Raw genomic sequence first — 20,329 nt, 5'->3', positions numbered from 1 at the left:
AAAAAGTGTTTCAACCGCTAAATAGGTGGTTAAAGTGTTTAAACAGACGATTTAATTCATCAAGTTATAATAGCTGTTGCCTTGTATAAAGAATTGCGACTCTTCATAGTGATAAATGATTTTTGAGTAGTCAAAAGGGACGCCATTGGACAAGTAAAAAATCGATTCAATTTGAATACTTGGATCGCCTTCTTCAAGTTTTAAATAGTCCGCATTTTGCTGATTCAATTTACCCACACGTAAGTAATGATCTAAAAAGCTGACCTGTAACTTTAAATTATTAACTAAGTGGTTAAAGACAGATTCTGCTGCAATTTGTTCGTTTAAATAAATGACAATGTCTTTATTATAGTAAGATTCTTCAATACAAAACACACGTCCTTCAATATATCTCAGTCGTTTTAAATAATAGACGGTTTGGTCTTTATCCATTTGTAGATGTGTCATGACATCTTGAGGTGGAGTGATTTCTTTCAATTCTAATACGTCTGAATTTAATTTAAACTCTCGCAGCATACTATCGAAACCTTGAATCTCCATCAGGTTTATATACCCTTTATGTCTACGTCCTCGGACGAAAATCCCACTTCCTCTAACTTGATAAATGAGTCCATGGCTTTCTAGTTCATCTAAAGCCTTAATTACCGTGTTCTTACTGACTTCAAATTGGACGACTAATTCATCAAGGCTAGGTAATTTGTCGCCTTGTTTTAAGTTGTTTTCTTCGATATATTTTATTATTTCCTTTGCTGTATATTCATATTTAAGCATATTTTTTGTCCTTTACTTAGTTTGATTGCTTCTATCTTATCAAATATTAGAAATAAATATAGGATATTATTTGTTATTTGACAAAATGTAGGGGTATAATTATAATTGTAACCACACTAATTAAAAAAAGATATACATGATGGCTAGTGAAGATAAGAATGCAAGATTAGCAAAAGATATTCTAGAGCAAATTGGGGGCGTAGAGAATCTTGATAAGGTTATTCATTGCGCGACACGTTTACGTCTATTTTTAAATGATGATTCAAAAGTTTCTTTAGATGATATCACTAAACTGCCCGGTGTGGTCAGTGCAATAAAAAATGCAGGGCAACATCAAATTATTATTGGGCAACATGTAAATAAAGTATATGACGAGTTTGTTGAGGCGGCGGGAATTGCTGGGAAACCAAAACAATCAAATGAAGATAACCAAAGTAATACATCTGTTTTAAACAAGATAATTGGAACGATGTCAGCGGTATTTGCACCATTTGTGTATATCTTAGCTGCATCGGGAATTTTGCAAGCGATTTTAATTATATTAACGACATTATTTCCAGCCGTAGCCGAGTCTGGAACGTATCAAGTTTTTAATATTGTTTCGTGGGCACCGTTTGTGTTCTTACCGATCTTTATTGCGATTACGGCGTCACGACATTTTGGATCGAATACGTATATTGCGGTTGCTGCTTCGACGGCATTAGTGAGCCCGGATTTAGGAAATATTATTGCTCAAGTTGCTGCTGGAGAGGAATTCCGATTCTTCGGTTTTCTATTAAGTGAAACAACTTACACGTCAAGTGTATTACCAGCTCTATTCTTAGTATGGGGTTTATCTTACTTAGAAAAATATCTAGACCGTATTTTTCCAGAAGTGGCACGACCAATCTTGACGCCGCTTTTTGCGATTGTTATTTCAGTTCCTTTAACGTTATTGGTTGTCGGCCCGATTACGGCTGGTGGTGCTAATGTTGTTGCGGCAGGTTATAACTTTATTTATGATATAGCGCCAGCGGTTGCTGGAGCATTAGTAGGTGGGTTGTGGCAAGTACTCGTGATGTTCGGAATTCACTGGGGAATTATGCCGATTATGTTAGCTAACTTTGATCAATACGGGATGGACTCTCTACAAGCTTTCACATCTTTAGCGGTAAGTGCTCAAGTGGGGGCTGCTTTAGGGCTAGCGATTAAAGCGAAGAAACAAGAAGTTAAGCAAGCTGGTATTTCTGGGTTTTTACCAGGTATCTTTGGTATTACAGAACCAGCTATCTATGGAGTAAACTTACGTTTTAAAAAACCGTTCATTATCGCATCAATTTCAGGTGCTATTGCGTCACTTGTGGCTAGTTTATTCGGTTCACATTATTTTGCCTTTGCGGGATTACCAGGTCCAATTACAGTGTTCAATGCATTAAGTAGTGAATACCCAATGTCATTCTGGGGTGAATTGCTAGGTGTGGCGATTGCGATTATCTTACCGGTGATCTTGATTCAAATTTTTGGATACGGTGATGATGCAGTTCAAGATGTTGTTGGAGATGATGTGTCGACTGCAGAGGGTACACATTCAGTCGTAGAATCTAATGAAGCAACTCAAGCAGATGAAATCCTATCAAAATCATTAGAAGGAAAAGTTGTTGCATTAGAAGATGTTCCAGATCCAGTTTTTGCTGGCAGGATGATGGGGCAAGGGGTAGGGATCGAGCCTACTGCAGGACTAGTTGTTGCGCCATTTGATGGTGAAGTGATTTTAGTAGCTGGTACGAAGCATGCTGTTGGTCTTCGTTCTAACGGCGGAGTGGAAGTGTTAATTCATGTTGGTTTGGAAACAGTTGGACTTGATGGTCGTCCATTTACAACTCACGTTACTGAAGGAGACAAAATCAGTCGTGGGCAATTATTAATTGAAGCCGATTTGGATATGATTAAATCAGAAGGACTTCCAACGGTTACACCGGTTGTTGTTACGAATACAGCTGACTATACGGATGTAGAAGTTGTGTTGGATGGTGAAGAAGTTATTATCGTTCATAAATAATAAGGAGGAAAAATTAATGAGTAAATTACCAAAGGATTTCTTATGGGGTGGCGCAGTAGCTGCCCATCAATTAGAAGGTGGATGGAACGCAGGCGGTAAAGGGCCAAGCGTTGCAGACGTTATGACAGCAGGTGCTGCTGGTAAACCACGTGAAATTACAGAAACGGTTGAAGAGGGGAAATTTTATCCGAATCATGAAGCGATTGATTTCTATCATCGTTATAAAGAAGATGTGGCATTATTTGCGGAGATGGGCTTAAAAGCATTCCGTACGTCAATCAACTGGACGCGTATTTTTCCAAAAGGTGACGAGGCTGAGCCGAATGAAGAAGGGCTACAGTTTTATGATGATTTATTCGATGAATTATTAAAACATAACATCGAACCAGTTATTACATTAACTCACTTTGAGATGCCGCTTCACTTAGCGCATGAATATGGTGGATTTAGAAACCGTAAAGTGATCGATTTCTTTGTGAAATTTGCTGAGGTTGTATTTGAGCGTTATAAAGATAAAGTTAAATATTGGATGACGTTTAATGAAATTAATAACATGATGGATTACACGAACCCAATTTTCTTATGGACGAACGTCGGTGTTCAAGTTAAAGAAGGCGAGAATCCTAAAGAAGTGATGTATACGACAGCGCATAACGTGCTTTTAGCAAGTGCTAAAGCTGTTGCGATTGGTAAAGAAATTAACTCAGACTTTGAAATTGGGGCAATGGTTTCTCACGTTCCAATCTACCCAATCAATTCAGATCCTAAAAACGTCATGTTAGCTGAAGAATCAATGCGTCTACGTTACTTCTTCCCAGATGTTCAAATTAATGGATACTATCCAAACTATGTTCTAAAAGAATTTGAACGTGATGGTTTAAACATCCCAATGGAAGAAGGCGATGCAGAAGCTTTAGCGAACGGTACAGTTGACTACTTAGGCTTCAGTTACTACATGTCGAATGCGGTGGATATTAATAGTGAACAAGGTGAGGACGAAGAAGCAAACGTTCATGGTAAGATTCCTTATCAAGTTGACAACCCATTCCTTTCAGCAAGTGATTGGGGCTGGACGATTGACCCAGTCGGTTTACGTTATGTCATGAACCGCCTGTGGGATCGTTATCAAGTACCTTTATTCATCGTTGAAAATGGTTTTGGTGCAGTTGATACTGTTGAAGAAGATGGAAGCATCCATGACCCAGAGCGTATTCAATACTTACAAGGCCATATTGAAGAATTAATTAAAGCTGTTGATTACGATGGTGTTGAATTAATGGGCTACACACCTTGGGGTATTATTGACTTAGTGTCGTTTACAACAGGTGAAATGAAAAAACGTTACGGTATGATTCATGTTGACCGTGATAACGATGGTAACGGAACATTGAACCGTTCGAAAAAAGATTCATTTGAGTGGTACAAAAAAGTCATCGCAACGAATGGTGAAGACTTAAAAGCTTAATCTAAGAAGGCTCGAACATGGGGGATGTTCGGGCTTTTTTTATTGACTAAATGCACTTTTCCTTAATAGACGACCCTTTTATTCTATGCTACACTCAAAGAGTTGAAGTTGAAGTTGAAGTTGAAGTTGAAGTTGAAGTTGAAGTTGAAGTTGAAGTTTAAGTGAAAGAGGTTATTCAATGGATTATACTCTAATTTTAATGGTAGTGGGAGCGGTCTTTTTAGGTTCACTCATGCGTGCAACATTTGGTTTTGGGGACTCAGTTGTAAGTATGCCATTATTAGCGCTACTACCGATTCCATTTTCAGTATCGGTGTCATTAATTGGTCTGACTGGGATGACAACTGCATTGATGTCAATTCAAAGAGGTTGGAAAGATAAAGATCCAGTCGTGATTAAGAAATTAACACTCGCAACGATCATCGGGATTCCGGTTGGACTGATCCTAGTTCGCTTTGCAGAACAGTCAGTGATTAACTTGATTTTAGGGAGTGTCTTAGTAATTTATTCACTGTATTCACTCACGGCCTCACCCGCGCGTCGAGAATACTTACAAGCAAAATTTGAAAATCCAAATTACTCTTATCCATTCGGATTTCTAGGCGGTATGTTAGGGAGTGCCTATAATATGAACGGTATTCCAGTGGTACTTTATGCTGCGGCCCGTGATTGGACGCCACGTCAGTTTCTCGGAACAGTTCAATCTCATTTCTTGATCTCGAGCGTATTTGTTATTTCCGGTCATGCTTTAAGTGGCTTTTGGAATTGGGATGTGGCTATTTACTTCGCCTTTTCAGTTCCAGTCGTTGCTTTAGCCATGTATATCGGAAGAAAAATTTACAACAAAATAGACACTGACAAATTTAGATCTTATATTTTTATTATGATTCTAATTCTAGGTGCAGTTAATATTGGTAATTTTATTCAAGCGGTGTAAGCAATGAGATGGAGCGTTTTTAACTAAACGCTCTATTTTTTATCGTGATTTGTGTATATGGTGTATTATATGATATAATACAACTAAGGAAGATAGAAAGAAGTGAATCGAAGGGGTGAGAACATGTTAATGGAGATAGATTTATCAGCGGAAACACCGATATACCAACAAATTCGCGATCAAGTTGTGTTAGGAGTCGGCCGCGGTGATTTAAAATACGGAGAAAATTTACCAAGCGCAAGACAACTTGCTCAAGATTTGGGCGTCAACCCAATGACAGTCAACAAGGCTTATCAAACGTTGAAGCGTGAGGGAATTATTGTAGTGGACCGCCGAGTTGGAACAAAAGTGCGGGAGAATCCAGACGATATTATTGAAAGTGAGTATTTAAACCGACTGGAAGTGACTTTGGCAGAAGGCTTAGCAAAGACGGAAGATAATCAAGCTCTTAAAGAAAAAGTCGTGTCGATGTTAGAAAATTTAATTGAAGGGAGAGAGAATCAATGATTTTAATGACGATTATTCTAATCCTAGTCTTTGTAATGATGATGAATTACGCCGTCAGTTACCAAAATTTCAAAATATTTGGCCTGTCTTTTGCGCCAGAACATGCTGAAACAGATGAAGTTAAGACATTACAACGCCAGTTTAGAGTGACTCAACTAATTATAGGAGCCGTCTTTATTGGCTTGTCATTCTTGGTGAGTTTGGATCTATTCCAAGGGTTGCGAGATTTTATGTGGATACTCATATTATTTAGTTATTTTGTCTTATCTTATGTGCCAGTATCAATTTGGCAAAGAAAATTCATGGTCTTAAAGCAGGAAAAGGGTTGGATATATGAAACACAAAAACGCGTGGTCGATATCAGTGTGACCCGAGAAAAAGGAAAAGCAGCGCCAAGCAAGAAATGGGCATGGCTCATTTGGTTACTGAGTTGGGTGCCAGTAATCATGGCATGGGTCGCTCAAAGTTCAGGAAGTTTCCTTCTGCCTTTGATCCTTGTACCGCTAACGCTCATCGTGATACCCTTGTCTTATGATATGGTGATTAGCAGTAAGACGCCGTTTGTGTCCAAAGATAGTGAAGTGACCCAAGCTTACATGCGTCATTTTGAAAGAAATAATGCGGTGAGTTACTTGCAGATGAGTTTAATGGTTAATATCTTCTTTATTGCTTTCACAGCACTCATTCTCTTTAATCCATCGGATCTGTGGCTAATCCTATTATTGGGTGTGTTCTTACTAGCAATAGTTGCTTTAATGGCTCGAACAACTCAGAAAAATAAAGACCTCCAAGCAAAATTCTTTGATCAAGCGGAATGGCAAATGCCTGAAGAAGAAGGCCAGTATAAATGGGGTGCCTACTATAATCCAAATGATTCCAGATTATTCGTGCCTAAACGTATATCCGGAATGGGTACGACAATTAATGTCGCTCATCCAGCTGGAAAGGTCATCATGGCGATCCTCGGAATCTTAGTCGTCGGTATTATTGGGCTCGTTCTGATGATGAGTCTGTCCGAATATGATGTTTCAATCCAAGCAGATACGGTTGCCGTCGAAGCACCGATGTACGGACTTGAAGTGGCCTATGACCAAATCGAATCGATTGAATTAAATGAAGGTCCGTTAGAAGGCTCACGTACAAATGGTTTTGGTGGAATGGAGAAACGCTTTGGTCATTTTAACTTAGAGGGTTACGGACCAGTAGAACTCTTCATCTATGACAGTCATCCTTACCATATCGATGTACAGTTAAGTGATGGCGAATCACCAAGATGGTTGATTTTTAACCAAACGACCCAAGCAGAGACCGAAGCCGTGTATCAAGCTTTAGTAGAGCAATGGGAAATGAATCAGTAATAAAGCGAACCAAGCACTTTAGGGTGTTTGGTTCTTTATATGTTCAATAATTCGTGTTCGAAAAATATTCGAATGCTCGATTCCGGCCAAACTAGCGTTCGAAAAATATTCGAATGCGGATTTAATCCAAAAAAGTACACCCACAAAAATTTTGTGAGTGCACTCATACCAATTATTCAGAAGGGACTTCCCCATACTCACTTAATGCAGTGGTAATTGAGTTTCCTTCGTCATCAAAGATATATTCAGAAGCGATTTCACCAATCTCAGGGGCATAGAAGTAGCGTTGTACTTCCCCTTCTGGCATAACTGTTTCGATCACTAAGACATCATGATATGTCTCACACTCGACTTCATGTTCAGTGAGAATATCAGTAACTGTAAACTCTTGCTCATCGCGGTAACCTCTTGTGAATGTGTCTCCAACTGCTAACTCGTCTGGGAAGAATGTCGCGACTTGCTCATCTAGGGAGTCTTCGTGATAACGGAAGTCCTCAGCTTCATACGAATTTGGAAAGTAAGCCAATTCGATGACGCCATCTTGAGTCAGCTGATAAACGTAAGAGACTGTATTACCAGCATTAGCGCGACTTACTTGGTAAATCCCGTCTTCATCGGGTTCATAATCTAATGTTAATGTAAAAGGAGCAAACTCCATGCCTTCTCCTTTGTAATCGTAATAGGGATAGAATAAGCCAGGTGCGTAGTCGCTAGTATCAACGCTTTCAATTGCTTCTTCAGCGGTCACTGCTGAGCTGGGACTTGTAAAGAATACCGCAGCGAATAGAATAGACGCTAGAATCCGTTTGAGTGTGCTCTTTTTCATAATTGAATCCCTCTTTCTAAAATGCGCTCGAGTTTGAAATTGCCACAATTTTTTGACATATCTCTCCTCCTTTTAACTGAATTCTACTATAAACGAGTCACTATCTAAAATAATATCCATTTTTTGTAAATATTAACCGCCTTGCAAGTAAGCGCATTCATTTTGTGTTATAATATATATATAAGATTAATAGGAGGTGAGTGTAATGTTACAAGAGTATCAACGTATTTTAGTTGCGACGGATGGTTCTGAAGGTGCTGATTTGGCTTTAAACAAAGCAGTAGCGATTGCTAAACGGAATAATGCTAAATTATTTGTTTTACACGTATTAGATACACGCGCAATCCAAGCGACATCAAGTTCGGATATTCACTTTAGAGAAGCATTAAGAACTCTAGGAGACCGTGTGATGGAAGAAGCAAAAGATTACGCAACGGGTCAAGGTTTAACGGAAGTTGAGACAATTCTTGAGATGGGATCACCAAAATCGATTATTGCGGAAGATATTCCGAAACGCGAAGGGATTGATTTAATCGTTATGGGTGCCAAAGGTATGGGTGCTATTGAAAGATTCTTTATGGGATCTGTATCTGAGAATGTTATTCGCCACGCAGCGTGTGACGTATTAGTAGTAAGACCAAAAGAAAGTGAATAAATTGACACATGATGTTGAGAAAGGATCTGAGCAGTGTATTTAAATAGTCAGTAAAGCCTACTAAATGGTAACGTTTAGTGGGCTTTTATTGACTTTAATTTACGGGGCTAATCAAATGAGTTGCATATCGAGGCCTGATTATATTAACCTTGAAGAGTAAATAAAAGACTTACTTGAAAGGAGCACGATATGTCTTCATTTAATTGGAAAGAGTTTCTGTGGAAGACTTTAATGTCTTTATTAGGAATAACGTTAATTAGTTTTGGTTCAGCCTTGAGTCAATCAATGGATATGGGGTTAGACCCATTTACGGCCTTGAACACAGGAGCGAGTGAATTGTTAGGTTTCTCATTAGGGAATTATCAGTTGTTCGTCAATGCAGTGATTCTAGCAATTATACTGTTTTTTGACCGTAAAATTATTGGTTGGGGGACAATTTATAATTTAGTTCTTGTGGGGTATATGATTGAATTCTTTACGGGAATGTTGGAGTCAATGGTAGATCCAAGTCAGATGGCTTTTGTGGTGCAAATTCTGATTACGATTGTGGCTATTTTAATTTTTACCTTTGGGGTCGCTTTATATATGGATGCGGATCTTGGAGTGTCGCCTTATGATGCGATTGCGCCGGTCATTAGGGACCGCGTGTCCGCAAGTTATAAGACCGTCAGAGTGATTCAAGATGTCATTGTTGTCGCTGTCGCTTGGGTGATTGGTGGACCGGTTGGTATTTCAACCTTTATCACCGGGTTTATGGCAGGACCACTGATTGATTTTTACTCAAACCGCTTCACTGGTAAGATAGCTGAAAAGATTGAAGAGAAAGTCTAAACAAAAAGGCGCCTATTTCTAGGTGCCTTTTTCTGTGTAATAAATTATTTGTTTGCTTTCTGATCTTCCCATTGAACCGTCGTATTCATTCGTGATAGTTCACTCATTGGAATTGGGTGACCAGCTTCGTATAATGTATCGGCGAATAGTTTATAGTAACGTCCCTCGACTTCGACGACATCATCGGGATCTTTTACCCATATTCTGATCTTATAGACAAGGCGCCCGTGGGGGTCTTTCATGAGTCCGATAAAGTCAGTAGTGTCGTTAATTTGCTCATCAGACGGGGCCATCTGTCGGTATGCATCCTTTAATAATTGCTCATATAAGGCCAAGTTAATATCGGTCGAAATTAGGAGGTCGAGCTCAATTCGGGTCGCTTCACGCGAAAGATTGGATAATTCTTGAATATTTCCATTTGGTATAAAATGATGAATCCCATTATAATCGCGAATAACCGTTGTCCGCACTCCGATACTAAAGATCCGTCCTTCGTAGCCATTAATGACGATATGATCCCCAACATCAAATTGATGTTCAATTAAAATAAACAGGCCATTCACTAAGTCTGAGACTAAATCCTTAGCACCCAAACCAACGGCTAAACTTGCAATCCCGGCTCCAGCAACCAATGTGCTCACGGGGACACCTAAGATTGAAAGGACACTATATCCAACGAAGAAATAATACGTATAGAGAACAATATTCAATAGTAATCGTTGAATCGTATTATTACGAGATACATTTTGGAATTTAAAGCGGCGGGTATTTTTGAAATAGGCTGTTATGATTTTTTCGATTATAACGCGCAACAGCCATAATAACGTCACAGTTAAAACGATACGAAAAATTGTTAAGATTCCGTCTTCTAATAGTATTTGAAAGTCAAATGATTGAAATATATTGTTAATCGCATTTCTTAAATTTGGCATAGTGTCGCTCCTTTTTGTGTTCTACTGTTGTTATCTTAACAAATAAAGGGGCACTACTTCCATCCGACTCGGTAAACTTCTAAGAACTTGTCGGCTGCAGGTGAAAGTGAGGCATTCTTACGCCAAACTAGACTGAGTGGGGCTTCGATTTTGGGACGGAAAGGTCGGAAGCAAAGCGCGCTGTCATCTGAAGTGTTAATAATTTTATCGAGTGAAATCACATGCCCCAATCCTTCTTCTGCCATTAAAGCAGCATTGTTTAATAAGTTAAAGGTCGCGACAACATTATATTCATTCCAATCATTATTCAACCATTCGATTAATTCTTGATTGACGAAGACTTGTTTGGAGACAATCAACGGCTCGTCTTTAAGCAATTCAGGTGTAATATAGTCGTATTTGCTAAGGGGATGGTCGTTTCTTATAATCAATCCCCATGTATCTGCAGTTGGAAGAGGAAGGGAATGATATTGGTCAATATTCGGCGTTCCGACCACAAGCGCAAAGTCAAAAATTCCTTTATCTAATCGTTCTAAACTATCTAATGAGTTCCCACTTACCACATCATAATGAATATTAGGGTGCGCTTCGTGAATCGTTTTAAATACTTTAATTAAATATCGGAAAGCATCCGATTCTGCAGCACCAATCGTGACTTCCCCGCTAATTGAGTCTTTATTTTGTATCATACTATGCAGTGCTTTATCAGTTAACTCGATAATTTCACGAGCTCGGTCACGGAATCTAAGGCCGGCTTCTGTCAAAATCATCTGGCGGCTTGTACGTTTAAACAACTTTGAATCAAGTATATCTTCTAATTTATTTAATTGTTTTGACAAGGTAGGTTGTGTGACATGTAATAGTTTCGCGGCGCGTGTCATATTACCTTCACGAGCAATGGCTAGAAAATAGCGCAACAAACGTGTATCAATATCCATAGTAGCACTCCTTTACACACTGGTATTCCTTTTGTCTATTATAAGCCATTCTTAATAACAATTTCAAATAAAGAGGGGGAGGGCATATACTTAATATAACAAGAACAGTGAGAATGCTTAATTATAGGGGGAGTTAGTCATGTTAGGCCAATTATTAAAACATATGAATGCAGGAAAACCATTATTACCAGGGACAGATTTAATGGTGGAGATGAACAAAGTAAGTACTGATACGCGTAAACGTTTAGGCGAAGCGAATGCAGGGAAGTATCATGATGTCGAGGAAATGAACGCCTTAGTCCAAGATATTCTTGGTTATAAGATTCCAAAAAGTGTGGCCATTTGGCAGCCATTTTATATGGACTTTGGTCGCAACGTAACGTTCGGTGAGAATGTCTTTATCAATGCCAATGTGCATATGCAAGATCAAGGCGGAATTGAGATTGGAAATAATGTGTTAATCGGTCATCAAGTAGTCATTGCGACGCTAGATCATGATGTTGCACCAGGTCAACGCGGAATTTTACATCCAGCCAAAGTTGTAATTGAAGATGATGTTTGGATTGGAGCGAACGCAACCATTACAAAAGGTGTCACGGTTGGTCAAGGCTCAATCATTGCGGCAGGGAGTGTTGTGACGAAGGATGTGCCTGCGATGAGCATTGTTGGTGGTGTGCCTGCTCGAGTGATTAAGGAGATTGAATAGATATTTTAAAATTAGCTTATTCTAGTGAGAATTGTTAGGTATCGAATTTTCATTAGAATTTGCTTCAAAATTAAATGTAAGCCTTAACAAAAAATATTAGCGGAAAGAAGGATTTAGGATGAGTATGGGCAATCGGCAATTAGCCTAAGATATTTTAACGCATATCGGCGGAGAAGAGAATGTTCAAGCATCTGATTACTTGATGACCGCTTTAGGAAAGCAATAGAGAAGAGGAGAATGGATGATGAGACGATTTTCAGAAGATTTCTTATGGGGCGGGGCAACAGCTGCCAATCAATATGAAGGTGGATATTTATCTGGAGGTAAAGGACTAAGTACAGCGGATGTATTCAAAGGTGGAGATCAACAGACACCACGCTATGTGACCTACCAACTACCTAACGGGGAGCTTGGTAAAGCGACTGAGGAAGAAGCTGTACCTGAAGGAGCAGTAGGTTATATTGATGTTGATGCTTACTATCCAAGTCATGTGGCAACTGATTTTTATACACATTGGAAAGAGGATGTTGCACTCTTTGCTGAAATGGGGTTTAAGTGTTTCCGTTTTTCATTCAACTGGACACGTATTTGTCCTAAAGGTACGGATGAGGTTAATGAATAATCGTCCTAGGAAATGCTTAGATTACCAAACACCCTTGGAAGTATTTTTACACGAACTCTTATTAATTGAGTAAATAAAAAATTGTCGCAATAATTATTGCAATTCAACTTTTCAAAATAGGTTGTAAAAATTTTCTCAACTAACACCCGTACAAGCCATGAGGTAGCGACTGTCAATACGATCCGGAAGATAGAGCTGAGTCCATATTCTAGGAAACTTTGAAAATCAAATGATGAAAAATATTCCTAAACGCATTTCTTAAATATGACATTAGTCAGCTTCTTTCCTTAAATACTTATTTGTTGAGCTTGCGGACGTCGTGCTCACTCACGAAGTACCGCAAATCAGTTTCCGTAACGTCGTGCTCACTCACGAAGTACCGCAAGTCAATTTCTGTAGCGTCGTGCTCACTCATGACGCTCTGCATAGTCAATTTTATTCTGTTTCCCTTACATTCATTTGTAAGTCAACTTTAATAAGCATTTCAAATTAGACGCGTAAGCAAGTGTTCGCTGTGTCCTACCTCTTTATTTTCAGTTTATGTTAGAATGAAAATAAAGAGGTGAGATAAATTAAAAATCTAAATTCAATTACAAGAGGTTTCAGTGCTGTTATCATCATTGGAGCATTTATTGCTCAAATGAATGACCTCATATCAAGGCATATCTTCACTTCGCTACTACTTTTAGCTGTTTCAATCCCACAGCTGTATACTGCCTGGGAAATTTATTATAAAAATGACAAAATATGGAACCTCACATCAATTGCGATGACCATTCTAGGAGTTTTCTGTATTATATCAGCAATAAGTATCTATATTATAGGATAAATAGTCTTGCGGTTTATCGTGACTCAGCGCGATGGACCGCAAATTCGTTTCCGTAGCGTCGTACTAGCTCACGACGCACCTTAAGATACCCATATGCAACGGTTACGATCATTGCTACTGTAGGTTTGGGTAATGGTTTCTGGGAGACAGTTCAAGCTGGTGGGGATGGTTATTTTTATTTAGCGGTTCGGGGATATGATAATCACTATCAAACTTACGATGCTGTTGAACATCCAGAAACGGGAGAAGTTATTTTCGTTACGTCATACCCATGGACTGGATGGGAGCATGAGAATGCGGAAAGGTGATGAAATATATATTTTTAGAGGAACATCTACGAGTTGAGATAGCTTGTAGGTGTTTTTGTTTTGGAAATTCTAGATTAATATTCAAGTATATAGTTTTATCACAAGTTTGTTGGGATGCGTGAGTATATATTCAACTAAGCGGATCGTGGCAGCTCTTCGCGATAGACTGAATCCACTAAACCAGAGCGTGGTGACACCTTACGACGCACCGTTTTTATTGATTCGGAGCTTAGCATCACCTCTCACAACGCTCCCATCTACCACTTTAAATCTTAACCAAATAACATTATTAGCGTTATCTATTACGACTAATGAGTAATGATACAGATATGGTATAATAAAGTATCAAGTATGGGGGAATGAGAATATGAAACGGGAAAGAGGTACAACATTAAATACTGAATTAATGCAAAAGCAACGTCAACAAATGAGTTTTGACCAGTTACAAGCGTTAAGAATCCTTCAAACAGCTCGTGAAGATTTAAGTCAATTATTGATGGATATATCACAAGAGAATCCCTTCATGGTTGTTGAAGATACACGAGATATGTTAGAGATTAATTCGTTAGGATTCGATAATATTCTGATTGAAGATGGTGTTAGTCAGTATGATTCATATGGTAACATGGTTAACTCATCAGATAGGCAAGATAATCACCAAGCAATGATAAATCAACTAGAGGATCAGAGACAACAATCCTTTCGAACTAATTTAATAGACCAAATCATGTGTTATCGCAAGACCCGTTTGCGAGATCTGATGATTAGGCTAGTGGATGAATTCGATGAGCATGGCTTTCTTAGTAAGTCAGACGAAGCGTTACAATTGATTCTAGAGTGTGATGCGATTGAGTTACTCGATGCCATCACTTTACTTCAACAATTAGAACCCGTTGGTGTTGGTGCGCGTGATTTGAGGGAATTATGGATGCTTCAAACTGAACAAGACCCATCAGCTCCAGAGATAGCTTATGTTGTTTTAGAAATATACTTTAATGAGTTAGTCAATCGTGAATACCAAACGATATCTAATCATTTAAATGTTTCTATTGAGGATATATTAGAGACAGTCGCTTATTATCAAACCTTAGCGATAACGCCTGCGGTTTACTTTTATAGCGAGGAAACGCAATATATTGAACCAGATGTATTTATTCAACAGAAAGAAGAGGGATACGAAGTATCTTATAATTTTCAAAACTTACCGAAATTAAGTTTTAATGATACATATTATCAAGAATTGAAAGCCATTGAAGATACTGATTTGAAAGAATTTATCAAAGACAAGCGACAGCAAGTGAGGGCTGTCTCGTATAGTTTGAAACGTAGAGAAGTGACACTCGTTCAAATTACACAAGCAATTATTGAAGCACAAGCGCTTTTTTTCAATTCAAAAGGGCATCAAGTGTCGCCATTAACGATTAAACAAATAGCTGAAAGATGTGACCTTAGTCCTTCCACAGTAAGTCGTACTATTCAAGGCAAGTATTTTTATACTGATTTTGGTACATTTGAATTGCGAAAACTCTTTACAACATCATCGGTTCAGTCAGAATCAGGTGAAGAGTTAAGTCAACAATTTATATTAAAAGAAATTCAAAAGTTAATTAATCAAGAAGACAAGCAACATCCCTTATCAGATCAGAAACTAGCGGATATTCTTCATGAGAGAGGTTACGCGATCTCACGTCGTACGGTTAATAAATATCGCAAGGAATTAGGCATCTTATCCACAACAAAAAGAAGGATTAAGTAATGGAAAAGAGTTATGAATATTTTTTATAATTTAAAGAAAGCGCTTCACTTACATATGAGAGCAAGTTATAATATAACTGAGGGGTGATGAACGTTGAACGAATTATTGTGGAAAGAGTTTGTCATTAAAAAAGTAATTAATCCTGATGCATTACCGGATAAAATAGCTAATTCATGGGAAGTATGTCGCAAAAAGGACTTAAATCCATTTCAAATGGTTAGTAATACAGTATTACGTTATGACCAATTATCAATGAAACAGAAGCGCCATAAACTATTAATTGATTTAGTTGAAGAAGAGATTATTAAGATATCTAAAATTTTTAATCAAAGTGAATCATTATTTATCTTAACCGATGCAGAAGGCTATATTATTTGGAGGCAAGGGAACGCTAGAGCGATTGATCAAGCAAATAATATTGGCTTCTTTGAGGGGAGTCGGTGGAACGAGCTCGATGTGGGAACAAATGCGATATCACTCGCTATATCAAAAAGGATGAGTCAAAAGGTATCTCGTTTTGAGCACTATGCAGTTGCATCGCATGAATGGAGTTGTTTTGCATGTCCCATATTTGATGGGGATCATCTAGTAGGCATATTAGATATTTCCACCTATAAGAATAATCATATTGAACACCAAAGTGTTACACAGTTAATTGCTGAGCGTGTCATGAACCGTTTATTCCAACGTCGAATCAAGCAACAGCAAGCTTTAATGACTTATGTAGTAGGTACTGATAATCATAGCGTGCTTTGCAATGAGCACAAGCAAGTGGTTTACTTTCCTACTGAAATGGAAAGGTATAAGCAACTATCTCTAGGTATTGATATTGAAGCTTTTTGTCATCAATATGACGGTCTGTATAATGTTGAGCCCCTTTTGTATGATCAGGAGCTGATCGGTTATAAGTATCAATTCTATACCAATAATCGTACAGAAAGAAAATATTATCCAGGTGTACTATCAGAGAATAAGACTTATCAGAATTTTTTAGAGAAAGTTTATAAGGCGGCTGAGGGTACTGTACCCGTTCATATACGAGGTGAATCAGGTTCTGGTAAGGAGATTATTGCCAAAACGATTCACTATAATAGTCCATATAAGGATGGACCATTAATTAGTCTAAATTGTGGTTCAATTAGTGAAAACTTACTAGAAAGTGAGTTGTTTGGGTATGCGGCTGGGGCATTTACCGGAGCGAGCAAGGAAGGCTATAGCGGTAAGATGCGACAAGCAGAAGGAGGCACACTCTTCTTAGACGAAGTGGACAGTATGTCTTTAAAAATGCAAGCCGCATTACTACGTGCGATTGAAGAAAAACAGGTGACACCGATTGGTAGCAATAAATCTTACACGGTTGATTTTCGAATTGTGACAGCAACTAATCAGGATTTGAAAACTGCCGTTTGTGAAGGTCGCTTTAGAGAAGATTTATACTACCGACTCTATGTCATTCCACTTCAAATACCACCTTTACGTCAACGAACAGAAGATTTACTTCCATTAATTGAATCATTCTGCCAGAAGAAAAAGTGGCAAATTACGTGGAAGAGAGAATTATTCGACATAACGAAACACTATCCTTGGCATGGGAATATTCGAGAGTTTAACAATTTTCTTGAACGGTTGTATATGTTCTATCCTATCGAACAACCTAGCTCGCATGTCATCAAAGAGTTAATTGAAATGACCACCTTTAGTGCTCCACAAGCACCAAGTGACCTTAGGGTGAAAATAGAACAAGAAAAAAATATACAACCTAAAAATGAAGCAGAAAAAATTCTTCAAACACTTGAAGAATATAATTATCATAAGAGTCACGCTGCGAAAGCTTTGAATATGTCACGAACTACCCTCTATCGCAAGATTAAGAAATACCAATTAGATGTAATATAGATAAATTTGAGATAGGATTACCTCTGTGATTGGCCATCTTTTATCTTACTTCGATGATTGGATAAATAAAAAGCGAGAACCCATGGTTTAAGGGGTTCTTGCTTTTTTGTTTATAAACTGTTTCACCTTGTTCCACATAGGACACAGGATACACCAATTGAAACAAATTGTTGCACCTTGTTACATAAAGTATTTTATTCAATGAGTCAATATAGTTTATATCGCCTTTTCAAAAGTTGGCACGGAAATTGCTATATATTAAGTAGAGACGAAACATCATTAAAGGAGCGATGATAAAGCAAAAATTATACGCAATAATACATTAAGGGAAAGGAGTCTGGACTGAATGAATGAATTTACTAATAATGTAATTCAAGCATTTAGCGATGCGCAGACGCTTGCTAAAGAAAGACAACAGATTCAAGTTGATATCCCTCATCTATGGTCAGTCTGGATGCAACCTAAACATTTTGTGTTTGATTTCTATGAATCACTAGAGATTGATATTAATGAGATGGTACAACTCATTAATCAGGAATTGGATAAGTTACCTGTGAGTCGAGGGAGTGATAGTCAATTCGCTCAACAGCAGACGCCGAGGTACGATCGTTTAATTGAAAGTGCAAAAGAAGAAGCGAAAGAATTGCGCGATGAAATCTGTAGTTCTGAGCATTTTATTCTGGCCCTGATGAATCAAAACTATAATCCAATCACAGCATTCTTATTAAAAAATGATATAGATCGTGATCTTATATTAGAAAAACTGAATCGGGTTCGTAAGGGGAAACGAGCAACTTCTGAGAACCAAGAGATGGTATATCACGCATTGGATCAGTATTCAACAAACTTAAATGAACGGTACCAACAAGGTAAGCTTGATAAGATTATTGGACGGGAGCAAGAAATTGAAGAAATTATTCGTGTCTTGTCAAGAAAAGCAAAAAATAATGCTATTTTAATCGGGCTGCCTGGTGTAGGTAAGACAGCGATTGTCGAAGGATTGGTACAAAAGATTGAACAAGGACTCGTTCCTAAGAACTTGAAGGACAAAACCGTTTATAACTTAGACATGAGCTCACTTGTTGCAGGTGCTAAATATCGAGGTGAATTTGAAGAACGGTTAAAAGCTGTTCTAAATGATGTGCGAGATTCAAATGATAAAATTATTTTGTTCATTGATGAAATTCATACGATTGTAGGGGCAGGTAAGACCGAAGGTTCGATGGATGCAGGAAATATTCTCAAGCCAATGTTAGCTCGGGGTGAGCTTCGCTGTATAGGAGCAACAACTCAAGATGAATATCGGGAGAATATTGAAAAAGACAAAGCCTTAGAACGGCGTTTCCAACGAATTCATGTCTCAGAGCCAACTGTTGATGAAGCGATTGATATATTATCAGGCGTGAAGGACAGTTATGAAGTATATCATGGAGTTGAGATTACTGAAGATGCCGTCATAGCCGCTGTGAATCTCTCGAATCGTTACATGACCGATCGATTCCTGCCGGATAAGGCCATTGACTTGATGGACGAGGCAAGTGCTGTTCGACATATTCAGATAAAGAGTATGCCGGCACAAATCCAAACATTAAAAGATGAGATCACTCAAGTCAAGATTGAAAAACTAAAACAAGAACAGGGCTTTACAGAAAGCGTTGAAGAAGACTTAAGTCGTAACTTAGATCAATTAAACGCTCGGTTAGATCAGAAAATAAAGCATTGGGAAGTTGAACAAAAGATCATTGAACAGTTACAAGAATTGAATGAAGATAAAATCTATCAATTAAAATTAGCTAAAGAAGCTCAGCTAAAAGGTGAATTAGACGAGTACGTACAGATTACTCAACTACTTCTTCCTAATATTAATAGAAAGATAGAAGCCTTAGAAGAACAACGACTAGCAAATATAGATGAATTATATCTCATTCGACATACAGTGGAAGAGTCAGATATTGCTGAAATTGTTGAGAAACTAACAGGGATTAAAGTCCAAGGGGTTATGGAAAATGAACGACAACGGCTATTGCAATTAGATCAAATTATTAAGCAACGTGTTGTTGGCCAAGATCAAGCTGTAGACAAGGTGGCTCAAGCTATCATCCGGTCTAGAGCGGGCGTTCAAGATCCAAACCATCCAATCGGCTCATTCTTATTCTTAGGTCCTACCGGCGTAGGAAAGACTCAACTTGCTAAATCACTGGCAGATGTCTTGTTCGGTAGTGAGCTAGAGATGGTTCGCTTGGATATGTCAGAATTTATGGAGAAGCATGCTGTAGCCAAATTAGTGGGACCACCTCCAGGTTATATAGGCTATGAAGAAGGGGGACAGCTAACAGAAGCAGTAAGGCACCGACTCTATTCCGTAGTCTTATTCGATGAAATAGAAAAAGCTCATCCAGATGTGTTCAATATTCTCTTACAAGTTCTAGATGAAGGGCGATTAACGGATTCACAGGGGAGAACGATTGACTTTAAAAATACAATCCTAATTATGACGAGTAATATCGGATCACTGAAGTTGCTCGAAGGGTTAGAGCGAGATAAGGAAATATCCGAGAAAGTTCAAAATGAAGTCAAAGATGAACTGAAACATCATTTCCGACCCGAGTTTCTAAATCGAATTGATAATATATTATTATTTAATCCACTGACCTTGGGTGATATGCACAGTATAGTTGACTTAATGATTGCTGATTTAGCTCAGCGTTTACATCGTCATCGGATTGATTTAGTTGTATCTGAAGAAGTGAAAGGCTGGATTGCAGAAAATGGTTATGATCCAACACTTGGTGCGAGGCCTCTTCAACGATTTATCGTTGATCAATTGGAAACGCCTCTAGCCAGGGAATTAATAAAACAAGATATTATCTCAGATACTTGGGCATTCGTAAAGCTTAATAACGGTCAATTAAGGTTTAGTTATTTGGAGAAAGAAAATGAATAATTTTGAAAGC

General features: G+C 38.2%; 17 protein-coding genes. 13 read left to right on the top strand and 4 right to left on the bottom strand.

Features of this window, described 5'->3' with window-relative positions; all coding sequences use genetic code 11:
- Positions 1-51: 51 nt before the first annotated feature.
- Positions 52-771 (bottom strand): GntR family transcriptional regulator, encoded by a 720-nt coding sequence (locus HYQ40_05815; protein ID MBZ6527290.1) that lies wholly within the window; start codon positions 769-771, stop codon positions 52-54.
- A 139-nt stretch (positions 772-910) separates the two neighbouring features.
- On the opposite strand from HYQ40_05815, the gene HYQ40_05810 reads away from it, so the two are divergent.
- The 5 genes from HYQ40_05810 (at position 911) to HYQ40_05790 (ending at position 7,076) form a co-directional block, all read left to right on the top strand.
- Entirely contained in the window at positions 911-2,809 is a 1,899-nt protein-coding gene (locus tag HYQ40_05810; protein MBZ6527289.1) for a PTS glucose transporter subunit IIA, read from the top strand.
- Positions 2,810-2,825: 16 nt separating this feature from the next.
- Complete coding sequence (locus tag HYQ40_05805) at positions 2,826-4,274, top strand: 6-phospho-beta-glucosidase (GenBank protein ID MBZ6527288.1); 1,449 nt, start codon at positions 2,826-2,828, stop codon at positions 4,272-4,274.
- 178 nt (positions 4,275-4,452) lie between these two features.
- Positions 4,453-5,211 carry a sulfite exporter TauE/SafE family protein gene (locus HYQ40_05800; GenBank protein ID MBZ6527287.1) on the top strand — a complete coding sequence of 253 codons (759 nt, stop codon included), beginning with the start codon at positions 4,453-4,455 and terminating at the stop codon, positions 5,209-5,211.
- A gap of 123 nt (positions 5,212-5,334) precedes the next feature.
- On the top strand, positions 5,335-5,718 hold the full coding sequence (locus HYQ40_05795; GenBank protein ID MBZ6527286.1) for a GntR family transcriptional regulator: 384 nt from the start codon (positions 5,335-5,337) through the stop codon (positions 5,716-5,718).
- On the top strand, positions 5,715-7,076 hold the full coding sequence (locus HYQ40_05790; protein MBZ6527285.1) for a hypothetical protein: 1,362 nt from the start codon (positions 5,715-5,717) through the stop codon (positions 7,074-7,076). Before HYQ40_05795 ends, HYQ40_05790 begins: the two co-directional genes overlap by 4 nt.
- 172 nt (positions 7,077-7,248) lie before the next feature.
- Here the strand turns inward: HYQ40_05790 and HYQ40_05785 are convergent, their stop codons facing one another.
- On the bottom strand, positions 7,249-7,902 hold the full coding sequence (locus HYQ40_05785) for a hypothetical protein (GenBank protein ID MBZ6527284.1): 654 nt from the start codon (positions 7,900-7,902) through the stop codon (positions 7,249-7,251).
- 205 nt (positions 7,903-8,107) lie between these two features.
- On the opposite strand from HYQ40_05785, the gene HYQ40_05780 reads away from it, so the two are divergent.
- Positions 8,108-8,557, top strand: coding sequence for a universal stress protein (locus tag HYQ40_05780; GenBank protein ID MBZ6527283.1), 450 nt, complete (start codon positions 8,108-8,110; stop codon positions 8,555-8,557).
- A gap of 189 nt (positions 8,558-8,746) precedes the next feature.
- Positions 8,747-9,388, top strand: a complete 642-nt coding sequence (locus HYQ40_05775) for a hypothetical protein (GenBank protein ID MBZ6527282.1) — start codon at positions 8,747-8,749, stop codon at positions 9,386-9,388.
- A gap of 44 nt (positions 9,389-9,432) precedes the next feature.
- Here HYQ40_05775 and HYQ40_05770 read toward each other — a convergent pair whose 3' ends face one another.
- Entirely contained in the window at positions 9,433-10,320 is an 888-nt protein-coding gene (locus HYQ40_05770; GenBank protein MBZ6527281.1) for a mechanosensitive ion channel, read from the bottom strand.
- 53 nt (positions 10,321-10,373) lie between these two features.
- Positions 10,374-11,258, bottom strand: coding sequence for a LysR family transcriptional regulator (locus HYQ40_05765; GenBank protein MBZ6527280.1), 885 nt, complete (start codon positions 11,256-11,258; stop codon positions 10,374-10,376).
- Between the two features lie 139 nt (positions 11,259-11,397).
- On the opposite strand from HYQ40_05765, the gene HYQ40_05760 reads away from it, so the two are divergent.
- From HYQ40_05760 to HYQ40_05735, 6 genes are all read left to right on the top strand, one after another.
- The gene (locus tag HYQ40_05760; GenBank protein MBZ6527279.1) at positions 11,398-11,964 is read left to right on the top strand and encodes a sugar O-acetyltransferase; all 567 of its coding nucleotides are present in this window, start codon (positions 11,398-11,400) and stop codon (positions 11,962-11,964) included.
- 241 nt (positions 11,965-12,205) lie between these two features.
- Entirely contained in the window at positions 12,206-12,586 is a 381-nt protein-coding gene (locus tag HYQ40_05755; GenBank protein MBZ6527278.1) for a glycoside hydrolase family 1 protein, read from the top strand.
- A 954-nt stretch (positions 12,587-13,540) separates the two neighbouring features.
- Positions 13,541-13,723, top strand: a complete 183-nt coding sequence (locus HYQ40_05750) for a hypothetical protein (protein ID MBZ6527277.1) — start codon at positions 13,541-13,543, stop codon at positions 13,721-13,723.
- A 367-nt stretch (positions 13,724-14,090) separates the two neighbouring features.
- A complete protein-coding gene (rpoN, locus tag HYQ40_05745) occupies positions 14,091-15,479 on the top strand; it encodes an RNA polymerase factor sigma-54 (protein MBZ6527276.1) in 1,389 nt (462 codons plus the stop codon).
- Between the two features lie 93 nt (positions 15,480-15,572).
- Positions 15,573-17,375: a sigma-54-dependent Fis family transcriptional regulator gene (locus HYQ40_05740; protein ID MBZ6527275.1), complete on the top strand. Its 1,803-nt coding sequence runs from the start codon at positions 15,573-15,575 to the stop codon at positions 17,373-17,375.
- Positions 17,376-17,721: 346 nt separating this feature from the next.
- On the top strand, positions 17,722-20,319 hold the full coding sequence (locus HYQ40_05735; protein MBZ6527274.1) for an AAA family ATPase: 2,598 nt from the start codon (positions 17,722-17,724) through the stop codon (positions 20,317-20,319).
- Positions 20,320-20,329: the final 10 nt, after the last annotated feature.

Source organism: Aerococcaceae bacterium DSM 111021, assembly GCA_020112395.1.
Taxonomy (GTDB): Bacteria; Bacillota; Bacilli; order Lactobacillales; family Aerococcaceae; genus Ruoffia.
Note: the sequence above shows the minus strand (reverse complement) of the source record. Positions and strands in the feature narration are given on the sequence as shown.